The organism is Mycobacterium sp. 1164985.4 (assembly GCF_001668575.1).
GTDB lineage: Bacteria > Actinomycetota > Actinomycetes > Mycobacteriales > Mycobacteriaceae > Mycobacterium.
Window position 1 is genome coordinate 98,058 of sequence record NZ_LZMD01000057.1, and the last position, 14,515, is coordinate 112,572.

Annotated in this window: 17 protein-coding genes; 15 read left to right on the forward strand and 2 right to left on the reverse strand. The window is 67.7% G+C overall.

Annotated elements, in window-relative coordinates; all coding sequences use genetic code 11:
* The first annotated feature begins 65 nt into the window (after window positions 1-65).
* From A5650_RS09715 to A5650_RS09735, 5 genes are read left to right on the forward strand one after another with little or no spacing between them, the layout of a single operon-like run.
* Window positions 66-923 carry an oxygenase MpaB family protein gene (locus tag A5650_RS09715; RefSeq protein ID WP_067289692.1) on the forward strand — a complete coding sequence of 286 codons (858 nt, stop codon included), beginning with the start codon at window positions 66-68 and terminating at the stop codon, window positions 921-923.
* Window positions 910-1,524, forward strand: coding sequence for a TetR/AcrR family transcriptional regulator (locus tag A5650_RS09720; RefSeq protein ID WP_067289694.1), 615 nt, complete (start codon window positions 910-912; stop codon window positions 1,522-1,524). The genes A5650_RS09715 and A5650_RS09720 overlap by 14 nt, the downstream gene beginning before the upstream one ends.
* A 45-nt stretch (window positions 1,525-1,569) precedes the next feature.
* Window positions 1,570-1,893 (forward strand): hypothetical protein, encoded by a 324-nt coding sequence (locus A5650_RS09725; RefSeq protein WP_067289696.1) that lies wholly within the window; start codon window positions 1,570-1,572, stop codon window positions 1,891-1,893.
* A 34-nt stretch (window positions 1,894-1,927) separates the two neighbouring features.
* Window positions 1,928-2,410, forward strand: coding sequence for a pyridoxamine 5'-phosphate oxidase family protein (locus A5650_RS09730; RefSeq protein WP_067289698.1), 483 nt, complete (start codon window positions 1,928-1,930; stop codon window positions 2,408-2,410).
* Window positions 2,411-2,462: 52 nt separating this feature from the next.
* Window positions 2,463-3,821: a cytochrome P450 gene (locus A5650_RS09735; RefSeq protein ID WP_067289702.1), complete on the forward strand. Its 1,359-nt coding sequence runs from the start codon at window positions 2,463-2,465 to the stop codon at window positions 3,819-3,821.
* A 3-nt stretch (window positions 3,822-3,824) separates the two neighbouring features.
* Here the strand turns inward: A5650_RS09735 and A5650_RS09740 are convergent, their stop codons facing one another.
* On the reverse strand, window positions 3,825-4,382 hold the full coding sequence (locus A5650_RS09740) for a hypothetical protein (protein WP_067289704.1): 558 nt from the start codon (window positions 4,380-4,382) through the stop codon (window positions 3,825-3,827).
* Window positions 4,383-5,067: 685 nt separating this feature from the next.
* On the opposite strand from A5650_RS09740, the gene hemL reads away from it, so the two are divergent.
* The 7 genes from hemL to A5650_RS09775 all read left to right on the forward strand — a co-directional run bounded on the left by hemL (window position 5,068) and on the right by A5650_RS09775 (window position 12,373).
* The gene (gene hemL / locus A5650_RS09745) at window positions 5,068-6,384 is read left to right on the forward strand and encodes a glutamate-1-semialdehyde 2,1-aminomutase (protein ID WP_067289707.1); all 1,317 of its coding nucleotides are present in this window, start codon (window positions 5,068-5,070) and stop codon (window positions 6,382-6,384) included.
* Window positions 6,381-7,016 carry a histidine phosphatase family protein gene (locus A5650_RS09750; RefSeq protein WP_067289709.1) on the forward strand — a complete coding sequence of 212 codons (636 nt, stop codon included), beginning with the start codon at window positions 6,381-6,383 and terminating at the stop codon, window positions 7,014-7,016. The genes hemL and A5650_RS09750 overlap by 4 nt, the downstream gene beginning before the upstream one ends.
* Before the next feature lie 29 nt (window positions 7,017-7,045).
* Complete coding sequence (locus A5650_RS09755) at window positions 7,046-7,630, forward strand: TlpA disulfide reductase family protein (RefSeq protein ID WP_156744074.1); 585 nt, start codon at window positions 7,046-7,048, stop codon at window positions 7,628-7,630.
* The gene (locus A5650_RS09760; RefSeq protein WP_067289714.1) at window positions 7,627-8,409 is read left to right on the forward strand and encodes a cytochrome c biogenesis CcdA family protein; all 783 of its coding nucleotides are present in this window, start codon (window positions 7,627-7,629) and stop codon (window positions 8,407-8,409) included. Before A5650_RS09755 ends, A5650_RS09760 begins: the two co-directional genes overlap by 4 nt.
* Window positions 8,410-8,537: 128 nt before the next feature.
* Window positions 8,538-10,061, forward strand: coding sequence for a cytochrome c biogenesis protein ResB (gene resB, locus A5650_RS09765; protein ID WP_197501828.1), 1,524 nt, complete (start codon window positions 8,538-8,540; stop codon window positions 10,059-10,061).
* A gap of 66 nt (window positions 10,062-10,127) precedes the next feature.
* Window positions 10,128-11,183, forward strand: a complete 1,056-nt coding sequence (ccsB, locus tag A5650_RS09770) for a c-type cytochrome biogenesis protein CcsB (RefSeq protein WP_067289717.1) — start codon at window positions 10,128-10,130, stop codon at window positions 11,181-11,183.
* Window positions 11,184-11,293: 110 nt separating this feature from the next.
* Complete coding sequence (locus tag A5650_RS09775) at window positions 11,294-12,373, forward strand: MinD/ParA family ATP-binding protein (RefSeq protein WP_082950695.1); 1,080 nt, start codon at window positions 11,294-11,296, stop codon at window positions 12,371-12,373.
* 18 nt (window positions 12,374-12,391) lie between these two features.
* Here A5650_RS09775 and A5650_RS27110 read toward each other — a convergent pair whose 3' ends face one another.
* Window positions 12,392-12,553, reverse strand: coding sequence for a hypothetical protein (locus A5650_RS27110; protein ID WP_090276363.1), 162 nt, complete (start codon window positions 12,551-12,553; stop codon window positions 12,392-12,394).
* Between the two features lie 52 nt (window positions 12,554-12,605).
* Between A5650_RS27110 and A5650_RS09780 the strand changes: the two genes are divergently transcribed.
* The 3 genes from A5650_RS09780 to A5650_RS09790 are packed head-to-tail and all read left to right on the forward strand — an operon-like array spanning window position 12,606 to window position 14,386.
* Window positions 12,606-12,917 (forward strand): DUF4229 domain-containing protein, encoded by a 312-nt coding sequence (locus A5650_RS09780; protein WP_067289723.1) that lies wholly within the window; start codon window positions 12,606-12,608, stop codon window positions 12,915-12,917.
* On the forward strand, window positions 12,914-13,981 hold the full coding sequence (locus A5650_RS09785) for an aminotransferase class V-fold PLP-dependent enzyme (protein ID WP_067289727.1): 1,068 nt from the start codon (window positions 12,914-12,916) through the stop codon (window positions 13,979-13,981). The genes A5650_RS09780 and A5650_RS09785 overlap by 4 nt, the downstream gene beginning before the upstream one ends.
* Before the next feature lie 60 nt (window positions 13,982-14,041).
* Window positions 14,042-14,386: an ester cyclase gene (locus A5650_RS09790; RefSeq protein ID WP_067289731.1), complete on the forward strand. Its 345-nt coding sequence runs from the start codon at window positions 14,042-14,044 to the stop codon at window positions 14,384-14,386.
* Window positions 14,387-14,515 lie beyond the last annotated feature (129 nt).

The following is a 14,515-nucleotide window of genomic DNA, read 5'->3' on the forward strand; positions in this document are numbered from 1 at the left end:
CTGTTTGTCGTGAGCCCTCTCACAGCCGCTTGGTACAAAGTGCGAAATTTGTAACACTGTTTCACATGACCGAGTTGGTGGAGACGAACAGACCCGTCGACGACGCGCTGCCGCTGGGCCCGCAGTCGCTGGTGTGGCGCTATTTCGGGGACAACCGGATGTACCTGATCGGGCCGCGGCCCGCGGTGCTGCAGAACATGCTCGCCGAACTCGGCCAGGGCGTGCTCGACCATTCGGTGTTCTTCGACGACACCGCCGCGCGGGTGAAGCGTTCGCTGCCGCCGATCTTCAACACCGTCTACGGATCCGACGACGACAATCCGGGGACGCAGGTCCGTGACTTTCACACCGAGATCAAGGGTGAGATGCCTGACGGCAAGCGCTACCACGCGCTGGAACCGGAGACCTACTTCTGGGCGCACGCGACGTTCGTCGAACAGGTGCTGTACTTCGCCGACACCTTCGTCAAGCGGCTGAGCCGCGAGGAGAAGGAGCAGATCTATCTCGAGTCGAAGACCTGGTACCGCCGCTACGGCGTGAGTGAGCGGCCGATGCCGGCCACCTACGACGAGTTCGAGCGCTACTGGGACCGCATGCTCGACGAGATCGTCGTCGCACACAAGACCGCGGTGTACGGCGTCGGCTACGTCACCAAGGGCTTCCCGTGCCCCAAGGGCGTTCCCGCGTGGGCATGGCGGCTGATCGGGCCGCTGTTCAACCCGCTGGCGGCGTTCCTGACCACCGGCGGGTTGCCGCCCCGTGCTCGCGAGCTGCTGCAATTGCCGTGGAGTGAGCGTCAGGAGCTTCGCTACCAACGCTTCGCGGCGTTCTGGCGCTCGCGACCGGTCAACTGGGTGTGGGATCGTCTGCCTATGAAGTGGCGCTACAACGGCTACGCCCAAAAGGGTTATGCCCGAGCCTGACCCGGCTGTGGGCAACGACCCGGCGATGGAAGCCATCCTCGACGCCGCCGTCATCGAGTTCGAGCGGCACGGCTTCCGTCGGGTCGCGCTCGACGACGTCGCGCGCCGCGCAGGCGTCAGCCGCACGACGATCTACCGGCGCTTCGCCAACCGCGACGAGCTCGTGGCCGCGGTGATCGAGCGCGAGAACATCGCGCTGTTCGCCGACATCGCCGAGGAGGTCAAACGAGTTGGGCCGCAGTCGAATTACTATGTCGAGGCGTTCACCCTGTCGATCTTGAAGTTCCGCCGCCATCGCGTGCTGTACCGGATACTGACCGACGAGCCCGCGCTGCTGCTCGAACTCGCCCGCAAGCACTACGACGCGGCGATCGCCCGGATGGCCGCCGCGTTGCGGATCATCTTCCCCGCCGGATTCGCCGAGCGGATCGGGGAGGAGGCCTTCGAGGAGTTGGCCGACACCATCCTGCGGTATGCGGCGATGGTGTTGCTGCTGCCCAGTTCTCAGCCGCTGGAGTCCGCCGACGACATCCGAGTTTTCGCTCGCAAACACTTTCTTCCGAGCCTGCCCGCCGCTTTGCGGTCGGTTCCCACCGGTTAGCCGAAACTGCGTTTCGTTTTTCGGCTCTCCGGGCAGTCGTAGTCCATGACCAGCGAACAAGGGCAGGACAAGGAAGGGTTCCTCGAGGAGCAGAGGAAGGCCGAACCGGAGACCGACGAACATCACCAGGTCACCAGCGAGCAGGAGACGCCGCCGCCCACCGAGAAACCAGAAGTGACCGACGAGCATCGGGAAAAGGCCAAAGAGATGCACAAGGCCTACGAAGAGGAGCGGCCGACCGCCAAAATGCCCGGCACCGGCGGTGCCGTTGCGGGCACCGCGGTCAACGATTGGCTCGACGACGACGGAAACCCGAAGTTCAGCAAGGAATCCGCAGACAGCGAGGCCTCGGAGAGCGGCGGCAACTGACCGGCCGGTACGGCGCTTGCCTACGCTAGGCACCGTGACCACCCTGCAGCAGATCGCGCCCGCGTTCGTCGAGATGGCTCATTCCATTGTGTGGGCCTCGGTGGCCACCGTCGATGCCAACGGCAGGCCACGTACCCGCATCCTGCATCCCATCTGGGAGTGGGACGGCACCGACCTGTTCGGCTGGATCGCCACGGTGCCGTCGCCGATCAAGAAGCGCCATCTCGCCGTGCACCCGGAGATCTCGGTGAGCTACTGGAGGCCCGACCACGACACCTGCAGCACGGAGTGTCTGGTCGAGTGGTACGTCGACGACGAGACCAAGGCGGCGGTGTGGGACAAGTTCGCGACCGCGCCCGCACCGGTCGGCTACGACCCGCGAATCATCCCGATGTGGCAGGACGGTCCGACCTCCGAGCAGTTCGCCGCGCTCCGGCTGTCGCCCTACCGCATTCGGGTCATGCCCGGTGCTGTGATGATGAAAGGTGAAGGCGCGCCGCTCACCTGGTCGGCGTGAATATCCCGTACCGGTGCCGAGCCGACGCGCCCCAGGGGGTGATGATCTGGACATGACCACCACGCTCGACGTCACGGCGTTGCCGCTGGTGCCCAAGAACCCGCTGCCGATCTTGCGGCTGGCCCGACTCCTTCGCCGGCTCGACACCGGGCAGGACGTCATTCGCGACGCAGGCGGCCCCATCACCCGCATTCAGATCGCGCCGAAGTGGGTGTATCCGCCGATCGTCGCCGTGATGTCGCCCAACGGCATGCGCGACGTGCTCACCCGCTCCGACAACTCCTCGGAGCGGTGCATCTACCACGACGAGGTCCGCAAGATGGCGGGCGACAGCCTTTTCGTGTTGCCCAACGACCTGTGGAGGCCCCGCAAGCGGGCGCTGCAGCCGGTGTTCGCCAAGCAGAACGTCCGCAAGTTCGGCGGTTACATGTCCGCGGCGGCCCAGGCGTTCGTCGACCGCTGGCCCGATGGCGGCGAACTCGATCTCGACGACGAGTGCCGCCGCGTGGCGATGCAGTCGTTGGGCCACTCGGTGCTCGGCATCGACCTCAACGAGCGCGCCGACACCATCGCCCGGTGTATGCACGTCGCGTCGTCCTATACCGCCGACCGTGCGCTGCGACCGGTGCGGGCACCGCGTTGGCTGCCCACACCCGCTCGCCGCCGCGTGCGCCGCGCGGTCGCGGAGATGAAGGAGATCACCGACGACATGGTGCGCGCGTGCCGCACCGACCCGACGCGGGACGCGCCCCTGGTGCGGGCGTTGATGGCGGCGGTGGACCCCGAAACCGGGTTGCCGCTGTCCGACGACGACATCTCGAATGACCTGCTGATCTTCATGCTCGCCGGGCATGACACCACCTCGACCGCGCTCACGTTCACGCTCTGGGTCCTCGGACGTCACCCCGACATTCAGGACCGCGTCGCAGCGGAGGCCGCCGCCATCGGTGACCGGGAACTGACCCCCGACGATGTGCCGCGGCTCCAATACACGGTGCAGGTGCTGCACGAGGCGATCCGCCTGTGCCCACCCGCGGCCGGCGTGGCCCGGTTGGCGACCCGCGACATCGCGGTCGACGGCTACCGCGTCGAGGCCGGCACCCTGGTGGCGCTCGGCATCTACGGGCTGCACCATGACCCGGCCCTGTGGCCGAATCCGAAGGTCTTCGATCCCGACCGGTTTAGTCCCGAGAACACCCAGAACCGCGATCGCTGGCAGTTCCTGCCGTGGCTGGCCGGCGGGCGGCCGTGCATCGGCGAGCACTTCGCGCGACTGGAGACGACGTTGGCGCTGGCCACGATCGTGCGCGCCGCCCGGATCGAATCGCTCAACGACACGTTCGAAACCGACGTGCCGTTCACCACGATCGCCAAGGGCCCGGTTCGGGCGCGGATGCGGCCGCGACACTGACGTCTACCGCATTGCGACAGCGCCCAAACGCGTTGTGCCGCCGGGTATCTCGCCGCGGTGCCAATCGGCGACCGCCTCGGCGATCGGTCGTACCTGCCGGTCGGTTTCGACCACCGCATACGACGTCACCAGCCCGGTGAGCCCGTTGATCGAGCCTTCGTAACCGATTCGGTGCGCGAGATCGCGTAACCATCGCTCGGCGCGGGCCCCGCGTCCGAACGAAAGACCACGCGCGTCGCCGATGACGAGGACGCGACGCGCGCCCGACTCGAGGGCCGCCGTACTCGCCGCCTCGCAGAGGGCGTCGCCGCACTGGCGTAGTCGCCGGCGCGCCGCGTGGTGCCCGCCGAACATGGAATCGACGCAGTCGGCGTCGACGATCGCGACGGCGGAATCGAGTGCAGTGACGTCGTGCGGCAGATTCGGTGTCGTGGCCGCGCTGAGTCGGTGTCGAACCACCGCGATGCCGCGGTCTCGACAAGCCGCGGCGATCGCCTCGGACAGGCTCGATGCTCGTCCGACCACCATCACCGGCGCGTGGCCCGAATCTTGGAATTCCATCCACCCACCCTCCGCTCACTCAACTGGCGATTCGTTCCTGTTTGCCCACGCGCATGCCGGCATTCACCGTCCCTCACACATGCAAACTGTCCTCCAAATGCCCAAAAAATGGCGCATTGCTTCTAGTGACGCGAGATATGCGAGACGCGGAATTTCAATGATCCAGAAACGATCAACTGTTCTGAACGGTCGCGCAACAGTTCGCGCGTGAATACCGGAAAACCGTCACATCAATACCGGCCACCGGCCCTCAGCCAGCGTGTTTTCGGCGCGGCAAGAATTCGTCCACCGACTTCTCGCGTTTGGCGGCACGGCGTTCCTTCAGCGTCATCGCCGGCTTTTTTCGTTCGCGACCCTGCGACTTACTAGCCATTTTTTCCCTTTCGCTAGCACCCGCTTCCAATGCGCGACCATACCCGAGAAAAAAACAAAATCCAGTCCGGTTGCGACCGCCGCGATGACGTTTCTCAGCCAGCCGCGCTCAACCCGATCGCCATGACGGTCGGGGTGGGTGAACCGCTGACCGTCACCACCCGCCGGAGCGGACGCCCTCAAGGAGCCGGTCGAGTTTTATTCCGCAGGTTGCCGCACCAGGCCGCACCACCCGGTCTTCGTGCTGCGTCCGAAAGGTTGACCACTACACCCTGTAGTTGACGGCTTGCACGAGGCTGGGACACTGGTGGCCATGCGTGCTGACCAGATGACCACCGAGGTGTCGGCGCGGTTGTTCGCCGAGGCGTCGGCCGTCATCCCGGGCGGGGTGAACTCGCCCGTACGGGCCTTCACCTCGGTCGGCGGCACCCCGCGGTTCATCACCTCCGCCAACGGCTATTGGTTGACCGACGCCGACGGTAACCGCTACGTGGACCTGGTCTGCTCATGGGGACCGATGATCCTGGGTCACGCGCACCCCGACGTCGTCGCCGCGGTGCAGCGGGTGGTCACCGACGGGCTGTCGTTCGGCGCGCCGACCCCGTCGGAGTCGGAGCTGGCCCGCGAGATCATCGACCGGGTCGCCCCGGTCGAGCGCCTGCGGCTGGTGAACTCCGGCACCGAGTCCACGATGAGCGCGATCCGGCTGGCCCGCGGCTTCACGGGCCGGGCCAAGATCGTGAAGTTCTCCGGCTGCTATCACGGCCACAGCGACGCGCTGCTGGCCGACGCGGGTTCCGGTGTCGCCACGCTCGGGCTGCCGTCCTCGCCGGGGGTGACGGGCGCTGCGGCCGCGGACACGATCGTGCTGCCCTACAACAACGTCGCCGCGGTCGAGGAGATCTTCGGCCGGTTCGGCGACGAGATCGCCTGCGTGATCACCGAAGCCAGCGCCGGAAACATGGGCACCGTGCCGCCGCTGCCCGGATTCAACGCCGCGCTGCGACGCATTACGACGGAACACGGCGCACTGCTGATCGTCGACGAGGTGATGACCGGATTCCGCGTCAACCGATCCGGTTGGTACGGCGTCGATCCCGTCGATGCCGACCTCTTCACCTTCGGCAAGGTGATGAGCGGCGGGCTGCCCGCGGCGGCCTTCGGCGGACGCGCCGAGGTGATGGACCGCCTCGCGCCTCAGGGGCCGGTGTATCAAGCAGGCACGTTGTCCGGGAACCCCGTTGCCATGGCGGCCGGGCTGGCGACACTGCGCGCAGCCGACGACGCGGTCTACGCCAAGCTCGACGCCAACGCCGACCGCCTCACCGACCTGCTGGGCCGCGCACTGGCCGAGGCCGGTGTGGCACACACGGTTTCGCGGGCCGGAAACATGCTCAGCGTGTTCTTCACCGACCAGCCCGTCACCGACTTCGCGTCGGCGCGCGCGTCGGAGACATGGCGCTTTCCAGCGTTCTTCCACGCGCTGCTAAACGCCGGTATCTACCCGCCGCCGAGTGCTTTCGAGACCTGGTTCGTGTCAACGGTTTTGGATGACGAGGCGTTCGACCGTATCGCTACCGCGTTGCCCGGCGCGGCCCGCGCCGCGGCTGAGGCGGTCAAACCGGCATGACCGAGCAGCCGTCAGAGGCCGGCGAGGCCGTGAAGACCGTGGTGCACGTGATGCGTCACGGCGAGGTGCACAACCCCGAGAAGATCCTCTACGGCCGCCTCCCCGACTACCATCTCTCCGAGCGCGGCAGGGCCCAGGCACAGGCGGTGGCTGACTGGCTGGCGCTGCGCGACATCGTGTATGTGGTCGCCTCGCCGCTGGAGCGGGCGCAGGAGACCGCGGCCCCGATAGCGGCGGCGCTGGGGCTGTCCATCGACACCGACGATGAGCTCATCGAATCGACGAACATCTTCCAGGGACAACGGGTTTCGCCGGGCGACGGCGCGCTGCGCGATCCCCGTAATTGGTGGCATCTCCGCAATCCACGCACGCCGTCGTGGGGAGAGCCGTACCGCGAGATCGCCGAGCGGATGACCGGCGCCGTGCACCGGGCCAGGGCCAAGGCGGCCGGCCACGAGGCGGTGTGTGTCAGCCATCAGCTGCCAGTCGAGACCCTGCGCCGGGCGATGACCGGGCGACCGCTGCACCATTTGCCGACTCGGCGGCTGTGCAACCTGGCGTCGGTGACGTCGTTCTACTTCCACGGGGACACCTATGTCGGCTGGGGCTACGCGGAGTTGGCCGGGCAGTGAAACGGTGGGTCCTGCTGGCCTGCGCGGCGATGCTCGCGCTGGCCGGTTGCTCCACCGGTGACGACGCCGTCGCACAGGGCGGCACCTTCGAATTCGTCGCACCCGGTGGCCAGACCGACATTTTCTACGACCCACCGCAGGATCGTGGTCGCCCCGGCCCACTGAGTGGCCCCGATCTGATGGACCCGGACAAGACCATCGCCCTCGACGACTTCGCCGGCAAGGTCGTCGTGCTCAACGTATGGGGTCAGTGGTGTGGCCCGTGCCGCACCGAGATCGGCCAGCTGCAACAGGTTTACGACGCCACGGAGGGTCGCGGGGTGCAGTTCCTCGGCATCGACGTCCGGGACAACAACCGGGACGCGGCGCGGGACTTCATCGTCGACCGCAAGATCACCTTCCCCTCGATCTACGACCCCCCGATGCGGACCATGATCGCGTTCGGTGGCCGGTATCCGACGACGGTGATCCCCTCCACGGTGGTGCTGGACCGCGAGCACCGCGTCGCCGCGGTGTTCCTGCGCGAACTGCTCGCCGAGGATCTGCAGCCGGTAGTGGAACGCATTGCGGCTGAACAGGATGGCGCGGGGCCGGGGGAGAAGGCCGGCGCATGAGCCTCGACCAGGTGGACCAATTGATCGCCGGCGGTCCGGTCCTGCTGGCCCTTCTGGTCAGCGCGCTCGCCGGGCTGGTGTCGTTCGCCTCGCCGTGCGTGGTGCCGTTGGTGCCGGGATACCTGTCGTATCTGGCTGCGGTCGTCGGCGTCGACGACACCGGCGCCGCGGGCTCTGTCAGCACCAAGACCACCCGGTTGCGGGTGGCCGGCGCGGCCGCGCTGTTCGTCGCCGGCTTCACGATCGTCTTCGTGCTCGGCACCGTCGCGGTGCTCGGCATGACGACGTCGCTGATCACCAATCAGCTTCTGCTGCAGCGCATCGGAGGGGTGGTGACGATCGTGATGGGGCTGGCGTTCGTCGGGTTCATCCCGGCGCTGCAGCGCGAGGCCCGCTTCACTCCGCGGCAGATCTCGACGCTGGGTGGCGCGCCACTGCTCGGCGCGGTGTTCGCCCTGGGCTGGACGCCGTGCCTCGGACCCACCCTCACCGGCGTGATCGCGGTCGCGTCGGCGACCGACGGCTCCAACGTCGCTCGCGGTGTCGCGCTGGTCGTCGCCTACTGTTTGGGCCTCGGAATCCCGTTCGTGCTTCTGGCGTTCGGGTCTGCCCGCGCAATGCAGGGTCTGGCGTGGCTGCGCAAGCACACCCGCGCGATCCAGATCTTCGGCGGTGTGCTGCTGATTCTGGTCGGTGCCGCGCTGGTCACCGGAGTGTGGAACGACTTCGTGTCCTGGGTCCGCGACGCGTTCGTCAGCGACGTGACGCTGCCGATATGAGCGCTCTTTCCCCGCCAGGGCCCACGCGTAAGCAGCGAACAGACGGAAAGCTGCCCGAGAGTCCCAGAAATGGGGCAGTTTCGCGTGTGCTCGCGCTGGTTCGGAACACCTGGCGGACCCTCACGTCAATGGGTACCGCCCTGGTGCTGCTGTTCCTGCTCGCGCTGGGCGCGATCCCCGGGGCCCTGCTGCCGCAGCGCAGCCTCAACGAGTCCAAGGTCGACCAGTACATCGCCGAGCATCCGACGATCGGGCCCTGGCTCGACCGCGTGCAGGCGTTCGACGTGTTCTCCAGCTTCTGGTTCACCGCGATCTACGTTCTGCTGTTCGTCTCACTGGTCGGCTGCCTGACGCCGCGCCTGGTCGAGCACTTCCGCAGCATGCGCGCCAATCCCGTGTCCGCCCCTCGCAACCTGAGCCGACTGCCCAAACACCACAGCGCCGAGGTATCCGCCGACGCGGACGATCTGGCGACGACCATCAGCGAGCGGTTGCGGGGCTGGCGCAAGGTCACCCGCGAAGACGAGGGCACGATCGAAATCGCCGCGGAGAAGGGCTATCTGCGCGAGTTCGGCAACATCGTCTTTCACTTCTCACTGCTGGGTCTGCTCGTCGCGGTCGCAGCGGGCAAGCTGTTCGGTTACGAGGGCAACGTCATCGTCATCGCCGACGGCGGTCCCGGATTCTGTTCGGCCTCGCCCGCGGCGTTCGACTCCTTCCGCGCGGGCAACACCGTCGACGGCACCTCGCTGCATCCGATCTGCCTGCGGGTCAACGATTTCCAGGCCGACTATCTGACGACCGGTCAGGCGACCTCCTTCGCCGCCGACATCGAATACCAGGCGGGCGCCGACCTGCAGTCCGGCGATTGGCGGCCGTACCACCTGAAGGTCAATCATCCGCTGCGCGTCGGCGGCGACCGCGTGTACCTGCAGGGCCACGGTTATGCGCCGACCTTCACTGTGACGTTCCCCGACGGGCAGACGCGCACGCAGACGTTGCAGTGGCGGCCCGAAGACCAGATCACGTTCCTGTCGTCGGGCGCCATGCGCTTCGACCCGCCCGCCGGCACGTACCCGGACCCCGACGACCGCCGTAAGAACCAGCTCGCGATCCAAGGTTTGTTCGCGCCGACCGAACTGCTGCACGGCACGCTGCTGTCCTCGAGCTTCCCGGCTCTCAACGATCCCGCCGTGGCGATCGACGTCTACCGCGGCGACACCGGCTTGGACACCGGGCGACCGCAGTCGCTGTTCAACCTCGATGCCCGCTTGATCGAGCAGGGCCGGCTCACCAAGAAGGCGCGCGTCAACCTGGGTGCGGGCGAGTCGACGCGGCTCGACGACGGCACGGTGGTGCGGTTCGACGGCGCGGTCCCGTTCATCAACGTTCAGGTCTCCCACGACCCGGCGCAGGTCTGGGTGCTGGTGTTCGCGCTGACCATGATGGCCGGGCTGCTGGTGTCGCTCGTCATCCGTCGTCGCCGCGTCTGGATTCGGATCAACCCCGCAGGTCCGGGTACCGTAACCGTCGAGCTGGGCGGGTTGGCGCGCACCGACAACTCGGGGTGGGGCGACGAGTTCGAGCGGTTGACGCAGCGTCTGCTTCCCGACGCGGCGCCGGCGAATCGTGCAGGAGAGAAGGTCACATGAACGGCGAGCGAGAAGCGGAGGCGGATCGCGCATGAACGGCGAGCGAGAAGCGGAGGCGGATCGCGCATGAACAGCGTGAACATCGATATCGACCTGGCCCGGTACTCGGACTGGGCGTTCACGTCGTCGGTGCTGGTGCTGGTGGGTGCGCTGCTGTTGCTTGCGGTCGAGCTGGCCTACAGCCGCGGTCGGAAGGTCGAGGCTCGCGAGCTCGTCGGAGCCGCGGCGGCGGCGACATCGGGGCTCGGAGCCGCGGCGGCGGCGACATCGGGGCAGGGAGCCGCGGCGGCCGGCGTGCGCGCGGACAGCGCCGCGCCCGGGGTCGTGTCCGATGCGCCGCGACGCCCGCTGGACGAGCGGATCGGCGGCGCGGGTCTCGCGCTGACCTACCTCGGCATCGGCCTGCTGCTGGTCTGCATCGTGTTGCGCGGTGCGGCGACCGCACGGGTGCCGTGGGGCAACATGTACGAGTTCATCAACCTGACCAGCTTCTGCGGACTGGTCGCCGCTGCGGTGGTGTTGCGCCGGCGCCAGTACCGCACGCTGTGGGTGTTCGTGCTCGTTCCGGTTCTGATCCTGCTGACGGTCTCCGGCCGTTGGCTCTACACGAACGCCGCACCGGTGATGCCCGCGCTGCAGTCCTACTGGCTGCCCATCCACGTCTCGGTGGTCAGCCTCGGCTCTGGGGTGTTCCTGGTCGCCGGTGTCGCGAGCATCCTGTTCCTGCTGAAGATGTCGCGGTTCGGCGACCCGCAGCGCCGGGGCGCCTCCGACGGCGTGCTCGCCCGCGCCCTGGACAGGCTCCCCGATCCGCAGACCCTGGACCGAATCGCCTACCGCACCACGATCTTCGCGTTCCCGGTGTTCGGGTTTGGCGTCATCTTCGGCGCGATCTGGGCCGAAGAGGCGTGGGGCCGGTACTGGGGCTGGGACCCGAAGGAAACGGTGTCGTTCATCGCCTGGGTCGTCTACGCCGCGTATCTGCACGCGCGTTCGACGGCCGGTTGGCGGGACAAGAAGGCCGCGTGGATCAACGTCGTGGGCTTCATCGCGATGGTGTTCAACCTGTTCTTCATCAACCTGGTCACCGTAGGGCTGCACTCTTACGCCGGAGTGGGCTGAGTCGCCGCACCGTGCTTGGCTAAGATCGGGCGCGTAAGCCTTTGAAGCCATGGGGGATCGCCGGCGTGCCTGAAAATCGTCTCGGTAACGACGCGACTTCGGCGGCCATCATTCCCGAAAACGCCTACGCGCCAGGTGGTTTCCGCGCACAGAGCCGTTTCAGCGATCCCTCGGCCGATCCACCGCCGCAGTGGACGGCGCCGACACCGCCTGAGGGCGTGCCGGTCGCCTCCCCGCCGCAGGACAACGCCGAGGCCGACCCGCCGCCGTATCTCGATCTGTCGACGGTCGCGCTGCTGGGCCGACCCAAGCGAGCCCCCGCAGAGGGCTGGCGCAGGTGGCTGTATTACGCGTCGTTCACATTGATCAACCTCGGTAACGGGCCCCAGGCGCGACGCCGGCAGCAACTCACGGCGCAGATCGAACGCCCGTTGCGCGGGTGCCACCGCATCGCGGTGCTGTCGCTCAAGGGCGGAGTGGGCAAGACGACGATCACCGCGACGCTGGGCGCGACCCTGGCGTCGCTGCGCGGTGACCGCGTGATCGCCGTCGACGCGAATCCCGACCGCGGGACGCTGAGCGAAAAGGTCCCGCTGGAGACGCCGGCCACGGTGCGTCACCTGCTGCGCGACGCCGAAGGCATCCAGGCCTACAGCGACGTGCGCGCCTACACCTCTCAGGGCCCGAGCCGGCTGGAGGTGCTCGCCTCCGAAAGCGACCCGGCGGTGTCGGAGGCGTTCAGCTCCGACGAATACAGCCGAACGCTGGAGGTCCTCGAGCGCTTTTACAGCCTGGTGCTCACCGATTGCGGCACGGGTCTGATGCACTCGGCCATGGCCGCGGTGTTGGCCAGCGCCGACACGCTGATCGTGATCAGTTCCGGTTCGGTCGACGGTGCCCGCAGCGCCTCGGCCACGCTGGACTGGCTGGACGCCCACGGGCACCAGGACATGGTGCGCAATTCGATCGCGGTGATCAACGCGGTGCGGCCGCGGTCGGGAAAAGTCGACATGAAAAAGGTCGTCGACCACTTCAGCAGGCGATGCCGGGCGGTGCACGAGGTGCCATTCGACCCACACCTCGAAGAAGGAGCGCAGATCAGCCTCGAACGCTTGAAACCGGAAACGAGGGAAGCGCTACTCGAACTCGCCGCCGCCGTCGCGGCCGGATTTCCCGCCGCCCGACGCTGAAGCGCTAAACCGCGCCCGTCACGGTCGTGGGTTGTCCTCCTGGCCGAGCCGACGCAGAAACTCTGGATCGTCGTCCGGCCCGATCACCCGGGTGCGCGGACGGCTCGAAGAGACTCGCATCAGCCGCCAGCCCACATACGCCAGCGTGCCCAGTACGAGAATCAGGAGCAGATACGCCACGAGAACAAAACCTCCTTGGTTCGAATATACGCGCCGTCGGTAGGCTCGGTCCGTGTCTGACGGTCGCCAAGGAACTCGGCTCGTGCTCAACGTGCTGGCCTATGTGCTGGCACGGCTCTTGCTCGTCGCGGCGCTGGCGGCGGCGATTCTCGGCGTCGGACATCTGCTCGGGTTGCGCGAATTTCCGCTCGTCGTCGCGCTGCTCTTCGCGCTGGTGATCGCGCTGCCGCTGGGCATTTGGCTGTTCGCGCCGCTTCGCCGTCGCGCCAACGAGAGCATCGCGGTCTTCGACGAACGCAGGCGCCGCGACAAAGAGCAACTCCAGGCCAGATTGCGCGGCGAAGAGCCACCCTCGCAACGATGACCGCCACCGCGGCGCGGGAGGCTTTTGGGGCCCAATTCGCCGGTGCGGCAGGGTATCTCAACACCCCCACCTACGGTCTGCCGCCGCATTTCGTCGTCGAGGCGCTGCACGACTTCATCGGCAGATGGCAGTCGGGCACCATGGACGTCCCGTCGTTCGACGACCATGTGCGCGCCGGACGGGCCGGTTACGCGGCGTTGACGGGCGTGCCCGTGGAATCGGTGACCATGGGCAGCACCGTTTCCGGGGCGCTCGGACTGGTCGCGGCCGCGATCCCCGACAACAGCCGCGTCGTCGCGCTGCCGGGGGAGTTCACCAGCACGACGTTCCCGTTCGCCGCACAGGCCGGCCGCGGCGTCACGGTCACCGAACTCCCCGCCGACCAGCTGGTCTCGTCGGCCGGGGATTTCGACGTGGTGGTGGTGAGCCTGGTGCAATCGGCGACCGGGACGCTGCTCGACGCCGATGCGTTGCGCCGAAGTATCGCGGGCACGGACAGCGTAACCGTCATCGACGTCACCCAGGCGGTCGGCTGGAAGGCGCTCAATCTCGGCTGGGCGGACGTCACCGTCGCCGCGGCATACAAGTGGCTGCTCGCGCCGCGCGGCGTCACCTGGATGTCGCTGAGCGAGCGCGTGAGTCGCACGATGACGCCGCACGCCGCGAACTGGTACGCCGCCGAGGAGCCCTGGCAGGCGATCTACGGGCTTCCGCTCCGGCTCGCCGGCGACGCGCGGCGGTTCGACATCTCGCCGACCTGGTTCAGCGCGCTGGGTACCGGGCTGACGCTGCCGTGGCTCGCCGCGCTCGACCCGGTCGCCGTCGAGCGCCACACCGTCGGCCTGGCCGCCCGGTTGCGTGCTGCGCTGCAGCTGCCTCCGCAGGACTCGCCGATCGTGTCGCTGCCCATCGACGGGGCGGCCGACAGGCTCGCCGCCGTGGGCATCCGCGTCTCGGTCCGGGCCGGGGCCGTGCGGGTCGGGTTCCACCTCTACAACGATGACGACGACCTGGACCGATTGCTCGACACGCTGCGAAGTCGCGGCGCAAGCCACCGCTTCTGAGGTCGCCGCATTCGTCGGGAGGATTGCGTACCGCCGCGCCGAGCCGGGTAGAACTTCACCATGATTTCGCCTGAAGAGCTCTACGGACGATGGATAGACGAACTGTGGGCAGGTGAACCCGTGGCGGCCGAGCTGGTCACCGACGATTTCGTGGGGCATTGGCCAGGGCGGGTCGTGCGAGGCCCGGCGCAGCTGCAGGACGTCGTCGGGGAGACCCATCGCATGCTCAGCGACCTGAAGTTCGTGATCGAGGTCGAGCCGTTCGTCGACGGCGACATGCTGGCGGCGAGGTGGGTCGGGACGGGCGCGGCCCAGGACGGGCCGAAACGGTTCACCGGTAACGACATCCTGCGCATCGAGGACGGCCGCTTCGCCGAGTACTGGACCGGCACCAGCACCGGCTAGCCGGCGGCGTCGCGCAACACCTGCTGCAGCTTTTCGAGCGAATCCCCGGCACCGGGATCCAGCCGCAACGCATCGCGGGGCAAGTCGGGGTCGGGCACCGTCGGTGCGGGCGCAGGGGCGGAGCGACCC

Coding starts and splice junctions, on each gene's coding strand:
- A5650_RS09715 (WP_067289692.1), top strand. CDS start 66: ATGACCGAGTTGGTGGAGACGAACAGACCCGTCGACGACGCGCTGCCG.
- A5650_RS09720 (WP_067289694.1), top strand. CDS start 910: ATGCCCGAGCCTGACCCGGCTGTGGGCAACGACCCGGCGATGGAAGCC.
- A5650_RS09725 (WP_067289696.1), top strand. CDS start 1,570: ATGACCAGCGAACAAGGGCAGGACAAGGAAGGGTTCCTCGAGGAGCAG.
- A5650_RS09735 (WP_067289702.1), top strand. CDS start 2,463: ATGACCACCACGCTCGACGTCACGGCGTTGCCGCTGGTGCCCAAGAAC.
- A5650_RS09740 (WP_067289704.1), bottom strand. CDS start 4,382: ATGGAATTCCAAGATTCGGGCCACGCGCCGGTGATGGTGGTCGGACGA.
- hemL (WP_067289707.1), top strand. CDS start 5,068: ATGCGTGCTGACCAGATGACCACCGAGGTGTCGGCGCGGTTGTTCGCC.
- A5650_RS09750 (WP_067289709.1), top strand. CDS start 6,381: ATGACCGAGCAGCCGTCAGAGGCCGGCGAGGCCGTGAAGACCGTGGTG.
- A5650_RS09755 (WP_156744074.1), top strand. CDS start 7,046: ATGCTCGCGCTGGCCGGTTGCTCCACCGGTGACGACGCCGTCGCACAG.
- A5650_RS09760 (WP_067289714.1), top strand. CDS start 7,627: ATGAGCCTCGACCAGGTGGACCAATTGATCGCCGGCGGTCCGGTCCTG.
- resB (WP_197501828.1), top strand. CDS start 8,538: ATGGGTACCGCCCTGGTGCTGCTGTTCCTGCTCGCGCTGGGCGCGATC.
- ccsB (WP_067289717.1), top strand. CDS start 10,128: ATGAACAGCGTGAACATCGATATCGACCTGGCCCGGTACTCGGACTGG.
- A5650_RS09785 (WP_067289727.1), top strand. CDS start 12,914: ATGACCGCCACCGCGGCGCGGGAGGCTTTTGGGGCCCAATTCGCCGGT.
- A5650_RS09790 (WP_067289731.1), top strand. CDS start 14,042: ATGATTTCGCCTGAAGAGCTCTACGGACGATGGATAGACGAACTGTGG.